General features: G+C 71.2%; 17 protein-coding genes and 1 other RNA gene. 10 read left to right on the top strand and 8 right to left on the bottom strand.

Annotated elements, in window-relative coordinates; translation table 11 throughout:
• Positions 1-53: 53 nt before the first annotated feature.
• Positions 54-1,406, bottom strand: coding sequence for a type I glutamate--ammonia ligase (glnA, locus tag CHC05_RS20240; protein ID WP_089251148.1), 1,353 nt, complete (start codon positions 1,404-1,406; stop codon positions 54-56).
• A 142-nt stretch (positions 1,407-1,548) separates the two neighbouring features.
• On the opposite strand from glnA, the gene CHC05_RS20235 reads away from it, so the two are divergent.
• Positions 1,549-3,351 carry an NAD+ synthase gene (locus CHC05_RS20235; RefSeq protein ID WP_089251146.1) on the top strand — a complete coding sequence of 601 codons (1,803 nt, stop codon included), beginning with the start codon at positions 1,549-1,551 and terminating at the stop codon, positions 3,349-3,351.
• Here the strand turns inward: CHC05_RS20235 and CHC05_RS41570 are convergent.
• Positions 3,348-3,503, bottom strand: a complete 156-nt coding sequence (locus tag CHC05_RS41570) for a hypothetical protein (protein ID WP_179266286.1) — start codon at positions 3,501-3,503, stop codon at positions 3,348-3,350. The genes CHC05_RS20235 and CHC05_RS41570 overlap by 4 nt on opposite strands.
• Before the next feature lie 175 nt (positions 3,504-3,678).
• Between CHC05_RS41570 and CHC05_RS20225 the strand changes: the two genes are divergently transcribed.
• Positions 3,679-5,019 carry a helix-turn-helix domain-containing protein gene (locus CHC05_RS20225; RefSeq protein ID WP_089251142.1) on the top strand — a complete coding sequence of 447 codons (1,341 nt, stop codon included), beginning with the start codon at positions 3,679-3,681 and terminating at the stop codon, positions 5,017-5,019.
• Positions 5,020-5,139: 120 nt separating this feature from the next.
• Positions 5,140-5,970, top strand: a complete 831-nt coding sequence (panB, locus tag CHC05_RS20220) for a 3-methyl-2-oxobutanoate hydroxymethyltransferase (protein ID WP_089251140.1) — start codon at positions 5,140-5,142, stop codon at positions 5,968-5,970.
• Here the strand turns inward: panB and CHC05_RS20215 are convergent.
• From CHC05_RS20215 to CHC05_RS20200, 4 genes are read right to left on the bottom strand one after another with little or no spacing between them, the layout of a single operon-like run.
• A complete protein-coding gene (locus tag CHC05_RS20215) occupies positions 5,953-6,666 on the bottom strand; it encodes a helical backbone metal receptor (RefSeq protein ID WP_089251632.1) in 714 nt (237 codons plus the stop codon). The genes panB and CHC05_RS20215 overlap by 18 nt on opposite strands.
• A gap of 26 nt (positions 6,667-6,692) precedes the next feature.
• Positions 6,693-7,385 carry an NADPH-dependent F420 reductase gene (gene npdG, locus CHC05_RS20210; RefSeq protein ID WP_089251138.1) on the bottom strand — a complete coding sequence of 231 codons (693 nt, stop codon included), beginning with the start codon at positions 7,383-7,385 and terminating at the stop codon, positions 6,693-6,695.
• A gap of 20 nt (positions 7,386-7,405) precedes the next feature.
• The gene (locus CHC05_RS20205) at positions 7,406-8,848 is read right to left on the bottom strand and encodes an RNB domain-containing ribonuclease (RefSeq protein WP_089251136.1); all 1,443 of its coding nucleotides are present in this window, start codon (positions 8,846-8,848) and stop codon (positions 7,406-7,408) included.
• 53 nt (positions 8,849-8,901) lie between these two features.
• Positions 8,902-9,660, bottom strand: coding sequence for a histone H1-like repetitive region-containing protein (locus CHC05_RS20200; protein WP_089251134.1), 759 nt, complete (start codon positions 9,658-9,660; stop codon positions 8,902-8,904).
• 462 nt (positions 9,661-10,122) lie between these two features.
• Between CHC05_RS20200 and CHC05_RS20190 the strand changes: the two genes are divergently transcribed.
• The 6 genes from CHC05_RS20190 to CHC05_RS20165 are packed head-to-tail and all read left to right on the top strand — an operon-like array spanning position 10,123 to position 13,406.
• Positions 10,123-10,587: a MarR family winged helix-turn-helix transcriptional regulator gene (locus CHC05_RS20190; RefSeq protein ID WP_089251130.1), complete on the top strand. Its 465-nt coding sequence runs from the start codon at positions 10,123-10,125 to the stop codon at positions 10,585-10,587.
• Positions 10,588-10,639: 52 nt separating this feature from the next.
• Entirely contained in the window at positions 10,640-10,954 is a 315-nt protein-coding gene (locus tag CHC05_RS20185) for a hypothetical protein (RefSeq protein ID WP_089251128.1), read from the top strand.
• A gap of 9 nt (positions 10,955-10,963) precedes the next feature.
• Positions 10,964-11,710, top strand: a complete 747-nt coding sequence (locus CHC05_RS20180; protein ID WP_089251126.1) for a CPBP family intramembrane glutamic endopeptidase — start codon at positions 10,964-10,966, stop codon at positions 11,708-11,710.
• On the top strand, positions 11,703-11,951 hold the full coding sequence (locus tag CHC05_RS20175; RefSeq protein ID WP_144022695.1) for a hypothetical protein: 249 nt from the start codon (positions 11,703-11,705) through the stop codon (positions 11,949-11,951). The genes CHC05_RS20180 and CHC05_RS20175 overlap by 8 nt, the downstream gene beginning before the upstream one ends.
• The gene (locus CHC05_RS20170) at positions 11,948-12,607 is read left to right on the top strand and encodes a DNA alkylation repair protein (protein WP_089251122.1); all 660 of its coding nucleotides are present in this window, start codon (positions 11,948-11,950) and stop codon (positions 12,605-12,607) included. The genes CHC05_RS20175 and CHC05_RS20170 overlap by 4 nt, the downstream gene beginning before the upstream one ends.
• A gap of 55 nt (positions 12,608-12,662) precedes the next feature.
• Entirely contained in the window at positions 12,663-13,406 is a 744-nt protein-coding gene (locus CHC05_RS20165) for a DinB family protein (RefSeq protein WP_144022694.1), read from the top strand.
• 2 nt (positions 13,407-13,408) lie between these two features.
• Here the strand turns inward: CHC05_RS20165 and CHC05_RS20160 are convergent, their stop codons facing one another.
• Both CHC05_RS20160 and rnpB read right to left on the bottom strand, forming a co-directional pair.
• Entirely contained in the window at positions 13,409-13,849 is a 441-nt protein-coding gene (locus CHC05_RS20160) for a hypothetical protein (RefSeq protein WP_089251118.1), read from the bottom strand.
• 34 nt (positions 13,850-13,883) lie between these two features.
• An RNA gene (rnpB, locus tag CHC05_RS20155) (RNase P RNA component class A) lies at positions 13,884-14,280 on the bottom strand.
• A gap of 43 nt (positions 14,281-14,323) precedes the next feature.
• On the opposite strand from rnpB, the gene CHC05_RS20150 reads away from it, so the two are divergent.
• Positions 14,324-15,088 (top strand): sulfite exporter TauE/SafE family protein, encoded by a 765-nt coding sequence (locus CHC05_RS20150; RefSeq protein ID WP_089251116.1) that lies wholly within the window; start codon positions 14,324-14,326, stop codon positions 15,086-15,088.
• The last annotated feature ends 10 nt before the right edge of the window (positions 15,089-15,098 follow it).

Here is a 15,098-nt window from a genome sequence, read left to right as displayed (position 1 = left end):
GACCTGGGGCCGCGCGTCACGAGGCGACCGTGACAAATGTCAGGGATGTTGATCTAGAGAGCCCCGAGGTAGCGCTCGCGCTCGTAGGGCGTGACCTCGCGCCGGTACTGCTCCCACTCGGCGCGCTTGTTGCGCAGGAAGTAGTCGAAGACGTGCTCGCCCAGCACCTCGGCGACGAGCTCCGACCCGGCCATCACGTCGATCGCCTCGGACAGGTTCTCCGGCAGCGTCTCGTAGCCGGCGGCCTTGCGCTCCGCATTGGACAGTGCCCACACGTCGTCCTCGGCGCCCGGCGGGAGCTCGTAGCCCTCTTCGATGCCCTTCAGGCCCGCACCTAGCATGACCGCGAAGGCGAGGTACGGATTGGCGGCCGAGTCGATCGAGCGGACCTCGACCCGGGCCGAGTTCGGCTTGCCGTAGGCGGGCACGCGGACCAGCGCCGAGCGGTTGAGGTGACCCCAGCACACGTACGCCGGAGACTCGGTGATCCGGTCCGGCAGGGCCTGGGGGAACAGCCGCTTGTAGGAGTTGACCCACTGGTTGGTGACCGCGGTGTATTCCCGGGCGTGCACGAGCAGACCGGCGATGAACGCGCGGGCGACCTTCGACAGCTTCATCGGGTCGCTCGCGTCGTGGAACGCGTTGCGCTCGCCCTCGAACAGCGACAGGTGCGTGTGCATCCCGCTGCCCGGCTGGTCGGTGAACGGCTTGGGCATGAAAGTCGCCTGGACGCCGTGGCTGAGCGCGACCTCCTTGACCACGTGCCGGAAGGTCATGATGTTGTCGGCGGTGGTCAGCGCGTCGGCGTAGCGCAGGTCGATCTCCTGCTGGCCGGGGGCGACCTCGTGGTGGCTGAACTCGACCGAGATGCCGATCCGCTCGAGCGCGAGCACCGCCTGGCGGCGGAAGTCCCGGGCCACGGCGTGGGTGGTGTGATCGAAGTAACCACCGGCGTCGACCGGCACCGGCACCGACCCGTCGTTGGGCCGGTCCTCCAGCAGGAAGAACTCGATCTCCGGGTGGGTGTAGAAGGTGAAGCCCTTCTCGGCCGCCCGGGAGAGCATGCGGCGCAGCACGTGGCGGGGGTCGGCCCAGGACGGCGTGCGGTCGGGCAGCAGCACGTCGCAGAACATCCGGGCGCTCTCGCCGCTGACCCCGCCCTCGAACGGGAAGACCTGGAACGTCGTGGGGTCGGGCATCGCGATCATGTCGGACTCGAAGACCCGGGCGAAGCCCTCGATCGCCGAGCCGTCGAAACCGATGCCCTCGTCGAACGCGGACTCCAGCTCAGCGGGGGCTACCGAGACGCTTTTGAGCGTGCCCAGGACGTCGGTGAACCACAACCGGACAAACCGGATGTCACGCTCTTCCAGCGTACGGAGCACGAACTCCTGCTGACGATCCACGGCCAACCCCTCTGAGCTGCATGTGTGCTAGCCGACCAGTGTTGCTCGGTGTCGTTACGGCAACGTTACGGTAGGACGATGCCCGCCGATGCGGCGGGTTCGTGGTGATCTCAGGCCCGCTGCCGGGTGGGAGGATTGACGTATGCCCACGTTGCGTATCGCGCTCGCGCAGGTGAACCCGACGGTCGGCGACCTGTCCGGAAACGCCTCCATCGTGCGGTCCAGCACGCGCGCAGCCGTCGACGCGGGCTCCCGGCTCGTCGTCTTCCCCGAGATGATGCTGACCGGCTACCCGATAGAAGACCTGGTCTTCCGCCAGTCGTTCCTGGCCGCGACGTGCTCCACGCTGACGCGACTGGCCGCGGACCTCGACGCCGACGGGCTCGGCGAGACCCCGGTGGTGGTCGGCTACCTCGACGCGGACGGCCCGCCGGCCGTCAACTCCGCGACCGACCCGAGCGCCGGCCCCCGCAACGCGCTGGCGGTCCTGCACCGGGGACGGGTGGCGGCCCGCTACTTCAAGCACCACCTGCCCAACTACGGCGTTTTCGACGAGGACCGCTATTTCGTACCCGGCAACACGCTCGTCGTGGTCCGGATCGACGGCGTCGACGTGGCGCTGACCATCTGCGAGGACATGTGGCAGGCCGGCGGCCCGTTCACGGCCGCCCGCCGGGCCGGGGTGGGCCTGGTGCTCACCGTCAACGGCTCGCCCTACGAGCTCAACAAGGACGACACCCGACTGGCCCTGGTCCGCCGCCGGGCGGCCGAGGCGAACGCCACAGTGGCGTACCTCAACATGGTCGGCGGCCAGGACGAGCTCGTCTTCGACGGCGACTCCATGATCGTCACGGCGGACGGCGAGGTGCTGACCCGGGCGCCGCAGATGGCCGAGCACCTGCTGATCCACGACCTCGACCTGCCGCTCGGCCTGCTCCCGCCGCCGCCGTCGACCCCCGCGTTCGCGCCGCGGACCAGGGCCGAGGTGGGCGGCGACCAGATGGGCATCGAGCGGGTGCACGTCTCCGACCCGCACCCGGCGCCGGACGGGCCGCCGCTGCTCGGTGGCCAGGCCACCCGACTCGACGACGAGGCCGAGGTCTGGGGCGCGCTGGTGCTGGGCCTGCGCGACTACGTCCGCAAGAACGGATTCCACAAGGTCGTCCTGGGCCTCTCGGGCGGCATCGACTCCGCGGTGGTCGGCGCGATCGCCGTCGACGCGATCGGCGCGGCGGACGTGATAGGAGTGTCGATGCCGAGCCAGCACTCGTCGACGCACTCCCGCGAGGACGCCGCCGAGATGGCCAAGCGCACCGGCCTGGAGCTGCGGATCCACGAGATCCAGGCGATGGTCGACAGCTTCCAGTCGAAGATGTCCCTGTCGGGCCTGGCCCTGGAGAACCTCCAGGCCCGCGTCCGCGGCGTCGTCCTGATGTCGATCTCCAACCAGGAGGGCCCGCTGGTCCTGACCACGGGCAACAAGAGCGAGCTCGCGGTCGGCTACTCGACCCTGTACGGCGACTCGGTGGGCGGCTTCAACCCGCTCAAGGACGTGCCGAAGACCCTGGTCTGGAAACTCGCCCGCTGGCGCAACGACGAGGCCCTGCGGGTCGGCGAGGAGCCGCCGATCCCGGAGAACTCGATCGCCAAGCCGCCGAGCGCGGAACTGCGCCCGGACCAGCTCGACACGGACTCGCTGCCGGACTACGACAAGCTGGACGCGATCCTGCTGTCCTACGTCGACGGCGACCAGGGCCGCGCGGACCTGATCGCCGCGGGCCACGACCCGGCCCTGGTGGACCGGGTGCTGCGCCTGGTCGACCTGGCGGAATACAAACGCCGCCAGGCGGCCCCGGGCACCAAGATCTCCATCAAGGCCTTCGGCCGCGACCGCCGCCTACCGATCACGAGCCGCTGGCGCGAGGTCGACCAGTCCGGCGCTTAGTCCCGACCGACGCGACGGTCGAGAAATTGCAGGGCGGCGCTCACGATCGCGCCGATGGCGCCAATCGCGGCAACGCTCCGCAAGCCGCCGCCCATGGCCATGACCAACAAAAAGACAATGATCGCGGTCACCGCCGACAATACGGCGACCACCGTCCCTACGGTCCACTCCGGCTCTCGATTCCACACGTCCGCCTCCTCTGTGGTCAGGGAAGCAGGGCGACCAGCCGAAATCCACGGCATGGCACACAGATGAAAGAAGTTTGCGTGACTCGCAATTCATCGCCGACAGTGAGCCTGTCCTCCCGCAGCTGTCCCGGGAACGCCGATGACCACGGAAAAGAACTGGCTGGATCTTCCCGAGGCGCGCCGGGCCATCGCCGCCAGCGACTTCGGGACGCTTTTGCGTGTCGCGCGCACGGCGAAAAGCTGGACGCTCGCGGAGGCCGGTAGGCGGTGCGGATACTCCGCGGCCACCCTCAGCCGGATCGAGCGTGGCCGACAGCCGTTGTTGGACGTCGCTCTGCTCCGTCGGCTGTGCGGCGTGTTCGACATCCCTCCGGAGCATTTCGGGCTCGCCACGCGGGCCGAATCTGTTGCGCTACCCGTCCCGATCGATAGGGTGCGCGGAAGAACCGCGCAAGCGGACGGAGAGGGAGCAGTGCGACGACGAGATCTCCTGGGTGGAGTCGTCGGCGTTGCCGGATTCGGCTTGTCCGACGGCGCTGCGGCGTCGCTCCGTCCACAGGTCCTGCGGCCGGACGACCTGCTTCTCGGTACCCCACTGGACGGCGCCACGGTTGGTCCCGCCGAACTGCGTGCCGCGCTGACGGCAGCTCGCTCGGACTTCGTCGCATGTCGATTCCAGCAGCTCTCCGCCCGGTTGCCGCGTTTGATCGCCCAGGCGAGGACGAACCGCGACCGGGCCGGTTCCGACAACACGGCGCTGGCCTCGACGCAGCTCGCGCAGGCGTACGGCATCGCCACCGCGCTGCTGCTCAAACTGCACGACGACGTGTTGGCCTGGTCGTCCGCCGACCGCGGCCTGCAGGCCGCGCAGGCCTCCGGTGATCCGGTGACCCTTGCGGAGGCGAGCCGCCTGACGGCGACGGTGATGCGGCGAACCCCGCACCGGGACGGCGCGCAGCAGTTCGTCCTCACGGCCGCGGAACGCCTCGAGCGCGACACCGGGCTCAGCGACCAGCGCGAGTCCGCCATGTATGTGCGCCTGCTGTCAGCTGCCGCGTATACGGCCGCGCTCCACGACAAACGCGACGCGGCATGGGCGTTGCTGCGTGAGGCGGACGAGGCAACCGAGCGGACCGGCGGGCCCCAGGCGTTGGCCCTGGACTTGGCGGTCTACCGGGTCAGCGTGGCCCGCGTGCTGGGCGACTTCGGCAGCGCGGTCGACTTCGCGAAGCGGGTCGACCCCACCCGAATCAAGATCCCCGAGCGACGCGCCCGCTACTGGGAGGACACGGCCCTGGCCTGCTTCGGGCGGGGTCGACCCTCGGCCGCGTTCCAGGCCCTCCAGATCGCGGAACGCGACACGCCCCAGGAGGTCCGGTTCCGCCCCTGGGCGCAACAGTTGGTCGGCGACCTGCTGTCCGGCGACACGCGGGGCGCGCTACCGGGGATCCGCGAGTTCGCCGCCCGCGTCGGCGCATAGCGGGCCGCCCGGCGTGTGAAAGATTCCACGCTCGTCTCTCCCGCCGGGGTCTGCGGTGGGACCATCGGAGGGTGCCCAGGGACCGCACCGGAGCGGCCTTGAGGCGAGAGGAGAGCTGCGATGAGTGAGCAACCGTCCCTCTACGGCGGGCCCCCCAACCGCCGCGTTCGTACTCGGGAGTTGGTCGCCGCCAAGGAGCGCGGTGAGCGGTGGCCCATGTTGACCGCGTACGACCAGTACACCGCCGCGATCTTCGACGAGGCCGGGATTCCCGTGCTGCTCGTCGGGGACTCGGCCGCCAACAACGTGTTCGGGTACGAGACCACCCTCGCCGTCACCGCCGACGAGCTGCTGCCGCTGGTCAAGGCCGTGGTGCGCGCCACCAAGCGCTCGCTGGTCGTCGGTGACCTGCCGTTCGGCTCGTACGAGGAGGGGCCGACCCAGGCCCTGCGCACCGCCGTGCGGTTCATGAAGGAGGGCGGCTGCCACGCCGTCAAGCTCGAGGGTGGGCGGCGGACCGCGCCGCAGATCGAGGCGATCACCGCGGCCGGCATCCCGGTCATGGCGCACATCGGGTTCACACCGCAGAGTGAGCACACGCTCGGCGGCTACCGGGTGCAGGGGCGCGGCGACGCCGCCGACGAGGTGATCGCCGACGCGCACGCGGTGGCCGACGCCGGCGCGTTCGCGGTGGTGCTGGAGATGGTGCCTGCCCACGTCGCCAAGCGGATCACCAACGAGATCGCGGTGCCCACCGTCGGCATCGGCGCCGGGCCCGAGACCGACGCCCAGGTGCTGGTCTGGCAGGACATGGCCGGGCTGCGCACCGGCAAGCTCCCGCGGTTCGTCAAGCGCTACGCCGACCTGCACGGCGCCCTCCGGGACGCCGCCACCGCGTTCGGCGACGAGGTACGCGGCGGGCAGTTCCCCAGCTCAGAGCACAGCTTCTAGCTCCGCCCGCGCCACGGCCAGGGACGGGCCGTACCACGTGAGAAACCGGCCGCTGACCAGCGCGTACGGCAGCTCGGGGAAGGCGGACGGGCCGTCGTCCGCCGTGAACCTGTACGGCTCGTCCGGCAGCACCAGCAGGTCCGCGCCCGCCGCTCGCAACTCCGCCAGCGGTGGGCGCGGATAGCGCTCCGGGGCCGTGGCATAGACGTTGTCGACGCCGAGCCGCGCGAGCAGGTCGCCGGCGAAGGTGTCCGAGCCCAGCACGACCCACGGTCGCCGCCAGACCGGGATCAGCGCGCTCCGGCGTACCCCCGTGAACGGTGGTGACCAGGCCTCTCGCGCGGAGAGCAACCAGGCCGGCGGCGCCGCTCCCAGCGCGGCCAGCAGCCGTTCCAGGCTGGTGAGCGCGGCGTCGAGCGTCCGTGGATAGGTCACCCAGACCGGGATCCCGGACGCCCGCAGCGCCTCGACGTCCTCGCGGCGGTTCTCCTCGGCGTTGGCCAGCACGAGGTCGGGCGTGGCGGCCCGGACCCGGTCGAGGTCGGGGTACTTCGTGCCGCCCACCCGGAGCACGTCCAGGCCGGCGGGCTCGACACACCAGTCGGTGGCGCCGACCAGCACCTCCGGGACCGTGCGGGCGACCGCCTCCGTCAGCGACGGCACGAGCGAGACGACCCGCCGAGGCGGTCCGGCCAGCGGGACGGGCGTGCCGAGATCGTCGTTCAGACGTCCGTCACCCGGAACCCGGCGTGCGCCTTGTAGCGGCGGTTGATCGCGATCAGGTTGGCGGTCAGCGCCTCGACCTGGTGCGCGTTGCGGAGCCGACCCGCGTAGATGCCGCGCATGCCCGGGATCCGGGCGCAAAGCCCCGCCACCACGCCGGCCAGGTGCCGGTCCTCGGCGCAGATCAGCACGTCGAGGTCCATCGACTCGACGGCGGGGTCGGCCAGCAGCGGCGCGCTCACGTGGTTGAAGGCCGCGGCCACGGTCGACTCGGGCAACAGCGCCGCCGCCTGCTGCGCGGCGCTGCCCTCCTCGACGTGCAAGGGGTACGGCCCATGGTTGTCGAAGCCGAGCGGGTTGACGCAGTCGACGACCAGCTTGCCGGCCAGCGCGTGGCGCAGCGCGGTGACCGTGTCCCGGTGGCCGGCCCACGGCACCGCGATGATCGTCAGGTCGGCCGCCGCGGCCACGTCCTCGTTGGCGCCGCCCTCGACCGGCCGGGTGACGCCCGGCAGCGCGGAGATCTCGGCCGCCGAGGCGGTCGCCCGGGCGGCCTGGCGGGAGCCGATCAGCACCCGCTGGCCCGCCTGGGCGAGCCGGTACGCCAGGCCGCGGCCCTGGTCGCCCGTGCCGCCGATGATGGCGACGGTCAAGCCGGAGACGTCAGGGAGCGCGCTGGGGTCGTAGGCCATGCGGGCATCGTCGCAAACCCTTACTTCCGGGTGAACAGCACCGTCCGTTTGACCGGGTCCGCGGTGACCAGGGTCACCCGGACGCGCTCGCCGAGCGGCAGTTCGCCCGTGCACCGCGCGCGGACCGGCGGCTCGTCGAGGGCGACCGTGCCGCCGGGCTGGCGGCCGTCGGGGTTGGCCGGGGCCGGGGCGGTGCGGCGCGGCCCGTCGACGTCGACCACGGCGGCCTCGAACGTCTCGCCGATCCGGTGCTGGAGCAGCACCGCCTCGGTCAGGTCGACCGCGCCCCGGGCCGCCGCGCTGGTGACCCGGTCGGTGCCGCTCATCACCTTGGGCAGCCTCGGCAGCGCCTCGCGCGCCCACTCGGGCACCGCCAGACCGCCGGTGAGGGCCAGGCAGGCCTCGGTGGCATACCTGTCGGCCAGCCGGCGCAACGGGGCCGTCACGTGGGCGTAGGAGGCCGCCACGCCACCATGCGTGGACTGCTCCGGCGGGGTGCCGTCGAAGGCCGTGTAGCCCGCGCCGCGCATGAGCTCGGCCGCCTGGTCGAGGAAGGCGGCGCCGCGCGGGTCGGCGGCGTCGACGGCGGCGATCACCCGGCCGACGGGCGCGCCGTCCGGCCATTCGACGCCCAGCGCCTGCGCGGCGGCCCGCAGCCGCTCGACCGCGGCCGGGTCCGGCGGCGGCATGGTCCGCAGCAGGCCGACCCCGCCCGCCAGCATGATGCCGGCGGCGGCCACGCCGGTCAGCAGCGAGATCTGCGCGTTGTGCTCCTCGGCGGGCAGCGGCGGCCGGAGCACGAGCCGGTAGCCGGCGCCGTCGCGTTCGATCTCCTGTTCGGGCAGCGGCAGGTTGATCGCCCCGCGCTCGAGGCCCCGCTCGACCAGCCGGGTGCCGATCTCCGGCAGCAGCGCGATCGGGTCGGCCGCCGTGCCGGCCGCGAACTGGCCCTGCACGGTCGCGTAGTCGAGCTGCGCCCGGCTGCGCACCAGGGCCCGCTCAAGCGCGACGGCGGTGGTGTCGCCGTGCTCGTCGAGGTCGATCGTCCACAGCACGGCCGCGCGGGTGCGCTCCGGCAGGAGGCTGGCCGCGCCCTCGCTGAGCGCCACCGGGTGCAGCGGGACGTTGCCGTCGGGCAGGTAGACGGTCTGGCCGCGGCGCCAGGTCTCCTCCTCCAGCGCGCCGCCCGGACGCACGAACGCCGCCACGTCGGCGATCGCGTAGTGCACGCGATAGCCGCCCGGGCGGCGGGTCAGGCACATGGCCTGGTCGAGGTCGCGGGACCCGATCGGGTCGATCGTGACGAACGGGATGTCGGTGCGGTCCGGCCGGTCCGGCAGCGGCGCGCTCGCGGCTTCCTCCGCCTCGCGCTGCGCCGCGGGCGGGAACCTGTCGGGCAGGTCCAGCTCGCGACGCAGCGCGGCGAAGTCGAACTGGGGCGCTCGGACACGTCTGGTCACCACGCGTACTTCATACCAGCGTGCCGAGCGCCCCGCTCGGGTCGTGCTCCGTGCCGTTATCGGGCGGACTTGCGGGCGGTCGCCTTACGCGGGCTGGCCGCCTTGCGCACCGTGCTCTTGCGCGCGGTGGTGGTCCGCTTGGTTGCCGTCTTGCGGGCGGTGGTGGTCTTCTTGGCCGCCGTCCGCTTGGCGGGTGCCTTCTTGGCGGTGGCCCGCTTCGCCGGCGCGCGCTTCGCGGCCGTCTTGGCGGTGGTGGCCCGCTTGGTGGCCGTCTTGCGCGCGGCGGTGGTCTTCTTGGCCGTGGTCTTGCGGGCCGTGGTCTTCTTCGCCGCGGTCTTCTTGGCAGTGGCCCGCTTCGCGGGTGCCTTCGTGGCCGCCTTACGCGCCGTGGGGCGCGTCGTGGTCTTCTTGGCGGCGGTCTTGCGCGCCGTGGTGGCCTTGCGCGCGGTGGTCTTCTTGGCGGTGGTCCGCTTGACCGCCGTGGTCCGCTTGGCAGCGGTGGTGCGCTTGGCCGCGGTGGTCCGCTTCGCCACGGTCCGCTTGGCAGCGGTGCGCTTGGCGGGCGTGCGGGTCGTGGTCGCCTTGCGCGCGGTGGTCTTCTTGGCCGTGGTCCGCTTGGCCGTCGCCCGTTTCGCGGGCGCCTTCTTCGCGGTGGCCTTGCTGGTGACCGTTTTACGCGCGGGCGTCTGCGCCGAGACGGTCTTCCGTGCGGTGCCCGAGGCGCGGGTCGCCGCGCTCGTACGCTTGGCCGCGGGTTTCTTCGGAGCCGCGCGTTTCGCGGCCCTCGGTGTCTTGGCCTTCAACGCTTCGGCCATGGTGGGTTCCTCCTTGCGAGACGTGCGTCGGGTCCGGCTCCGTCGCGGAGACCGCGGAGTTGCTCGCCGTGTACGAGTGCCGCGGCGCTTACCTCTCCTCCCCTGCCCAGCGGCGGTCCTCTTCGTCCCACGCGTCGTTGCGCTCCTGCACGGATTGCAGCGCGTTCTCGGCGTCGGACTTGGACCTGTAGGGACCGAGCACGTACATCGCAGGGCAAACGTCAGCCTGCGTCTCGACCCTGTGGTGACGGGTGCACCAGTAGTACTCCGTCCCACGTCCGCTGTCGCTCATGGGACCACTGTGCACCGCAAAACGGCATAGCGCCACCGTTTCACACAAAAAGAGGGGGTCCCATCCACTGTAGACCGGCTGCGGCGAGAAGGGACTGAATCGCCCCCGGCGTGTCCCTACCGAGTGAAGGGCCGAGAATTCACGCTGTTTTCCGTCTGTAACATACAGTCATGAACGCGGAGGACTCCGTCATCGGCCGGATCGAAACCGAGGTAGCGCTCCTGATGCGCTTCGCCGAGGCGACCCGGCGGGCCACCCCGGTCGAGGCGCACCGGTCCCTCGACCGCGCGGCCTACGTGATCCTGCGCCACCTCGACGAGGCCGGCCCCCAGAACGTCTCCGCGCTCGCCGCCCGCCTCAACCTCGACGGCTCGACCGTCACCCGACAGGTCGGGGCCATGGAGCGGGAAGGCCTGATCGCCCGCGAGGCCGACCCCAGCGACGGCCGCGGCACCCTGGTCTCCGCCACCCCGTCGGGCCTGCGCCGGATGGCCGTGGTTCGGGCGGCCCGGGCGGAGATCTACGACGAGATGCTGGCCGCGTGGACGGAGACCGACCGGTCCGACCTGGCCACGCTGCTCACCCGGCTCAACGAGGCGCTGGCCCTGCGCAGTCAGGCGCGCCGCCGCCTGTGACGGTCCCTGTCCCGGGCCCGGGTGTGTTGCGGGCCCGGGCATACTGCCACGCATGACTGCCTCCCTCACCCTCACCACCGCGGACGGCACACAGGTCCCGGACCCCGATCCGGCCCAGATCGCGGCCGCGCTGCGGGCGCTGACGATCGACGACTGGTTCGCGATCCTCGAGTTCAGCGACGACACCTTCCTCCAGGTCGCGGTCAAGGCCGACTCGTACGCCCTGGAACGCCGCGCGGGCGGCGACGAGACCCACGTGGGCACCGAGGTCACGACGGTCGACGAGGTGGTGGAGGCGTTCCAGGCGTACGCCCGCCAGGACCCGACCTGGATCGCGGGCCACACCTGGGAACCGGTCAAGCTGTAGGGTCCCGCCGTGCGCGAGGTGACGCTGACTCTCGAGCGGGCCGACGGACCCGATTTCCCTTTCGGCACCGTCACCGGGCGCCGCTGGCTGGTGGTCGTGCTCTCCGTGGTGGCCGCGCTGGCCGCGTTCCTGGCGGTGGGCTACCACTTCCACGGGCCGTTCAGCGTGCTCGTACCCACCGCGCTGTTCGTGGCCATTCCCCTGGCCGCCCTGGCGTACGCCACCGGTGGCCGGGTTTCGGGCCTGTTCGCCCGGGTCCGCTGGCGCGACGTGCGGGCCATGGTCGGGTACGGCGTGCTGTCCATCCTGGCCACGATCGTCGCGGGCTACGTCGCCGGCCCGTTGGTGGGGTGGGTTCCGCCCAACCCGATCTTCGACCAGATCGCCGACGCTCCGCCGCTGTGGCTGGCCACGTTCTACCCGCGTACCGCGCTGCAGTTGCTCGGCGAGGAACTGCTGACCGTCCTGCCGTTCCTCGCGCTGCTGCACTGGTTGACCGCGCGGCGCGCGCGGACGCGCGCGATCGTACTGGCGTGGGTCGCGTCGTCGGTGTGGTTCGGCCTGGTCCACCTGCCGGCGTACGGCTGGAACGTGCCGATGTGCGTCCTCGTGGTCGGGGCGGCCCGGCTGGTGCTGACCTGGTCGTACATTCGGACAAAGAACCTGTGGGTGTCCACCGGCGCCCATATCGCCCACGACTGGCTGCTGCTGACGCCCTTCGTTCTCGCGGCCCTCTATGGTGCTGGCCATGCGTGAACTGACCGCTTCGGACCACGAGCTCATCGCGTACGCGCGCCAGATCGTGGACGGCAACACCGACGGCGACGGCGGAGTGCACACGATGGGCGCGGCGGTCCGGGGTGCCGACGGCGGCATGTACGGCGGCATCAACCTGTATCACTTCAGAAGCGTCCGCATCACGGACCTCATGCCGTACGGCGGGGTCTGGACCGTGGACGAGGGCACGCAGCCCTTCGACCCGGAGGTGTTCCGATGATTCAGGCGGTGCTGGCCGAGCTGGCCTCGCTCGAGGACCCGAAGGTGCGCGCGGTCAACGAGAAGCACGGCGACGACCACGGGGTGAACCTCGGCAAGCTGCGCGCGGTGGCGAAGCGGCTCAAGACCTCGCAGGAGCTGGCGGTCGAGCTGTGGGCGACGGACGACACCGCCGCCCGGCTGCTTTCGCTGCTGATCTGCCGCCCCAAGGCGTTTTCTTTTGCGGAGCTGGACGCCATGCTGCGGTCGGCGCGGGCGCCCAAGGTGCACGACTGGCTCGTGAACTACGTGGTCAAGAAGAGCCCGCACGCGGAAGAGCTGCGCGTTACCTGGTTCGCCGATCCGGATCCGGTCGTCGCCAGCGCCGGGTGGGCATTGACGGTCGACCGGGTAGCGAAGAAGCCGGCGGGCCTAGACCTGGCCGGGCTGCTGTCCCTCATCGAGGCGGAGCTGAAGGACGCGCCGGAGCGGCTGCAGTGGGCGATGAACCACTGCCTGGCCCAGATCGGCATCGACCACCCGGCGCTGCGTGCCCGCGCTGTCGACATCGGGGAACGCCTGCGGGTGCTCGAGGACTATCCGACCTCACCGGGCTGCACGTCCCCGTACGCCCCGATCTGGATCGCCGAGATGGTCCGACGCCAACCCACCACATAGGACGGCGTTGACCAGTCCCGCGGTTCTTGTCGGTGGGTCCTCCTACGATGTGCCGGTGACGCGATTCGAGGGGCAGTCGGATTACGAGGGTGCGGAGTTCGTCGACCTGTCGATGGCCGGCGCGACCTTCCGCGAGGTGGATCTCAGCGACACCCGGATGCATGGCGTGCTGCTGGTCAACGCCGACATCGACGGGGCGATAGACGGCCTACGCGTCAACGGCGTCGAGGTCATGCCGTTGATCGAGGCCGAGCTGGATCGCCTGCACCCCGAGCGACTACGGCTGCGGCCGACCACGCCCGAGGAGATGCGCGACGCGGTGGACGTCATCGAGGAGCTCTGGGCCGCGACCGTCCTTCGGGCGAGCGCATTGCCGGCGGAAGCGGTACACAGGTCGGTGAACGACGAATGGTCGCTGGCCCAGACCCTGCGCCACACGATCTTCGTGGTAGACGCGTGGTACGGCCACGCGGCGGCCCTGCGCCCACGGCCGTTCCATCCTCTCGGCCTTCCCGCGGCGTTCATCACCAACGGCGCCGAGTTCGGCATCGACGAGTCGGTTGCGCCGACCCTCGACGAGATCCTCGCGGCACGCGCCGAGCGCATCGCGGATCTGCGCGCCTATCTGGCCGACGTCACCCAGGAGGAGCTGGACCGGGTGCGGGGCCCGAACACCGCGCCGGGCTGCCCGCCACCGGCCGAACGCACGGCGGCGCAGTGCCTGCGAGTCATCTTCAACGACGAGTGGGCCCACGCCCAGTTCGCCAACCGAGACCTGGCCATCCTGGAACAGGCCTGACGTCAGTCCCAGAAGTTGAACAGCAGCTCGCCGACGCTGGTCGGCCGCCAGTACCCGATCTGTTCGTGTTCGGCCGGGCCGAGAGCGCCGAGGTCGGCCTGCGACACCGGAGCGTTCAGCTGTCCGGCGGACAGCACCGGAACGCCCGACATGGCGGCAGCGAGATCGGGGTGGTCGACGAACGTCAACGCCAGCTCACCATCGCCCCGCGGGTCGGTGAAGGCGACCAGCGGCAGCGTGCTATGTCGCAGCACGGCGATTCGCTGCTGGCCGAGGCTGATCTCGACGGTATGGAAGCTCGGCGTCGGTCCGGCCGGAACGACGCGGGTGACGGCACCTCCGGTGGCCCGGGCGGCGTGGTGGCAAGCGGTGGTGAAGCCGCGCACCTCGGCCTCGTCAGCGACGGCCGCGTCGAAGCCGGTGGCACCGGCCGGCAGTTCCATGGCAAGACCTTCGGGCAACAGCTCAGGAGAGTGACGGGCGAGTCGGCCTGTACGCCGGATTCTGTTCCGGCCGCCTCTCGGCGGCCGGTGGCGGCCATCCATCTAGGCCTGCCGTTGCCGGCAGGCTCGAGCGGCCTACCCGCAGGCTCGGGCGGGCAGCCCTCGAACACCTGCGCAGGTCGTCCATGGGACGGCCCTTTTGGCCTTGCTCCGGGTGGGGTTTACCAAGCCGCTCCGGTCACCCGGCGCGCTGGTGGGCTCTTACCCCACCGTTTCACCCTTACCGGGCGCGTACGCCCGGCGGTTTGTTTTCTGTGGCACTTTCCCGCGGGTCACCCCGGGTTGCCGTTAACAACCACCCTGCCCTGCGGAGTCCGGACGTTCCTCGGCGGCGGCCCGAAGGTCACCGACGCGGCCGCCCAGCCGACTCGCCCGTCATGCCCCATCGTACCGGTGCGGCTAGGCTGCCCTCCGATGGATCTCTCCCAAGCCGTGTTGCTGGTCGCCGCCGGGCTCGCGGCCGGCCTGATGAACGCGATCGCCGGTGGGGGGTCGCTGATCACCTTCCCCGCCCTGCTCGGCGTCGGGCTCGCGTCCGTGCCCGCCAACGTCAGCAACAGCGTCGCGGTGTGTCCGGGCTACTTCGCCAGCGTGTACGGGAGTCGGCACGAACTGCGCGGGCAGGTCCGGCGGACCGTTCTCCTGCTGCCGACCGCCGTCGGTGGGGCGATCGCCGGGTGCGTGCTGCTGCTGATCACCCCGGACTCGGCGTTCGACAAGGTGGTGCCGTTCCTGGTGCTCGGCGCGACCGCAGTGCTCGCCTTCCAGGACCAGCTCCGCCGGGTGGTCGGGCATCCGGCCCGGATCAGCCCGGCCCGGCAGCAGGCGATGCTGCACGGGATGGTCGCGATCGGCAGTGTCTACGGTGGATACTTCGGCGCCGCGCTCGGTGTGATGTTCGTCGCCGGCTTGGCGTTGGTGCTCGACGAGTCGCTGGCCCGGGTCACCGCCGTGAAGAACCTGTTGTCCGCCACCGTCGGCCTGACCACGGTCGTCGTGTTCGCGCTCTTCGGCCCGGTCAACTGGGCCACCGTCGCGGTCCTGGCGCCGGCCACGATCCTCGGCGGCTACTTCGGCGCCCGCCTGGCCCGCCGCCTGCGCAGCGGCGTCCTCAAGGCGATCATCGTCGTCTTCGGCACGGGCATCGGCCTCTATCTCCTGGTCCACGCCTTCACCTGACCGACGGAGC

It is taken from the genome of Asanoa hainanensis (assembly GCF_900188485.1).
Taxonomy (GTDB): Bacteria; Actinomycetota; Actinomycetes; order Mycobacteriales; family Micromonosporaceae; genus Asanoa; species Asanoa hainanensis.
The sequence above is the reverse complement of the archived record's forward strand: the minus strand, read 5'-3'. Positions and strand labels throughout refer to the sequence as shown.